The organism is Pseudoalteromonas sp. XMcav2-N (genome assembly GCF_024124545.1).
Taxonomy (GTDB): domain Bacteria; phylum Pseudomonadota; class Gammaproteobacteria; order Enterobacterales; family Alteromonadaceae; genus Pseudoalteromonas.
Genome location: NZ_JAMXSF010000038.1, coordinates 1 through 2,079 on the forward strand (window position 1 = coordinate 1; position 2,079 = coordinate 2,079).

1 protein-coding gene is annotated in these 2,079 nt (G+C 51.9%); it reads left to right on the forward strand.

Features of this window, described 5'->3' with window-relative positions:
- On the forward strand, positions 1-2,079 hold a 2,079-nt coding region (locus NH568_RS23855), incomplete at both ends, for an amino acid adenylation domain-containing protein (RefSeq protein ID WP_253111274.1).

Genomic DNA, 2,079 nt, shown 5'->3' on the forward strand with positions numbered 1-2,079 from the left:
TGTGCCACTGGACCCGGGATACCCGGCAGAGCGGTTGCAGTATATGGTGCAAGACAGTGAGGCATGCTGCATAGTATCAGACGATGCGGGACAGGATGCGCTGGGTGAATTGGATATCACCCGGGTTGCAGTGCAGAAGGTGGTACAGGACAGCAGTGTGTCTGATGCAGCGGTTACAGTGTCAATTCAACCACACCAGCTGGCGTATGTGATTTATACCTCAGGCTCTACGGGGCAGCCTAAAGGCGTGATGGTAGAGCATCAGCAGCTGAGTCACTATGTTGCTTACGCTGAGTCACAGTATTTACCTGGGCGGGTTGGCGCGGTGGTGAGCTCATCGCTGAGCTTTGATGCGACGGTGACCAGTCTCTACAGTCCGCTGGTATGTGGTAAGGCCGTTTACCTGATGGCTGAAGATGGGTTATTACAGAGGCTGAGTGAGCATATTAAAGATGCTGACCGGGGATGGATGTACAAACTGACCCCTGCGCACATTACCGCTGTGAACAGCTTGTATGAAGGGGCAGAGGTTGACGCTCAGGGACAGGTCTCGCATTGCTTTGTGGTAGGGGGAGAAGCGCTGAGTAGCGATGCCGCGAAGACCCTGATGTCATACAATGCATCGAGTGAACTGTTCAACGAGTACGGGCCCACAGAAACAACGGTAGGCTGTACTCAGTATTTATATCAGGATGACCCAGGGTATCAGGGGCAAGTGTTGATTGGGCGGCCTCTGGTGAATATGCAGGTTTATGTACTGGATCGCCAATTGCGATTAGTCCCGAAAGGCAGTGTTGGCGAGCTGTATATTGGCGGGCCCCAGGTCGCACGAGGCTATCAGAATCAGGTTGCACTGACAGAATCACGATTTATTGCGCACCCATTTAAAGCAGGAGAGCGGTTATACAAAAGCGGTGATTTGGTCCGCTGGACAGAGGCAGGCGAGCTGGCCTATATGGGACGCGATGACGAGCAGATCAAAATACGCGGTTTTCGGATTGAGCCCGGCGAGATAGAAGCCGTGCTCAATGGGTTGTCACAAGTGAATTCAAGTTTGGTGGTAGCCATTCAGGATATGTCAAACCACACAAGGCTGGTTGGATACATCAAAACCAATGAAAAAGAACAGTTTTTGCCGCTGCAATTAGAGGCTGAATTACACGACAGGCTACCAGCCCATATGATCCCCTCACGTTTCATCCAGGTGCATACATGGCCACTGACCGTGAATGGTAAAATTGATAAACGGGCATTACCTGAACCCCAGTTCACCAGCAGTGATGATTATGTCGCCGCCAGCACAGAGCAAGAACAGATACTGGTTGAGATCTGGTCCGAACTACTGGCAGTACCAGTCGAACAACTCAGTGTTACTGACAACTTCTTTGAGCTTGGCGGGGATTCCATTTTATCTATCCAGGCAGTGTCACGGGCAGCTCAGCAGGGATTACACTTTAGTGTTAAGAACCTGTTTGAATATCAGACCATCCGTGCTTTGCAGGGGCAACTACGAACCCGTACTTTGATTGAGCATGAACAAGGAGAGATCACAGGAGAGCAGCCACTGCTACCTATTCAGACCCACTTCTTCAGCGATGAAACTGAGCTACATCATTATAATCAGGCGGTCTTATTACAGGTGCCTGTCGGGTTCAAAGCCAGCTGGCTTGAGCCTCTGCTGGTTGCGCTATGTGAGCGCCATGATGTGCTACGTTTACGCTTCGAGCAATCCGCCGACGGCGCCTGGACAGGACGATATCAGCCTTTGACGACAATGAAGTGGTCTGAGTATGTCGAAGTGGCATCGCTGAGCCCTGACACCCCTGAGGTGTTTGAAGCCCGTTGCACTGATATTCAGCGCAGTCTGTCGCTGTCAGGTCCGCTGTTTAAAATGGGCTACTTCGATGGTCAGCAGCAGAGCGGGCGCCTGTTGCTGACGCTGCATCACCTTTTGGTTGACGGTGTCTCATGGCGCGTGCTGCTGGAAGATTTGGATACGCTGTGTCATCAGCTAGAGGCTGCACAGCCTTTGTCTCTGGCAGCGAAAACCATGTCTTACCAGCGTTACGGGACGGTACT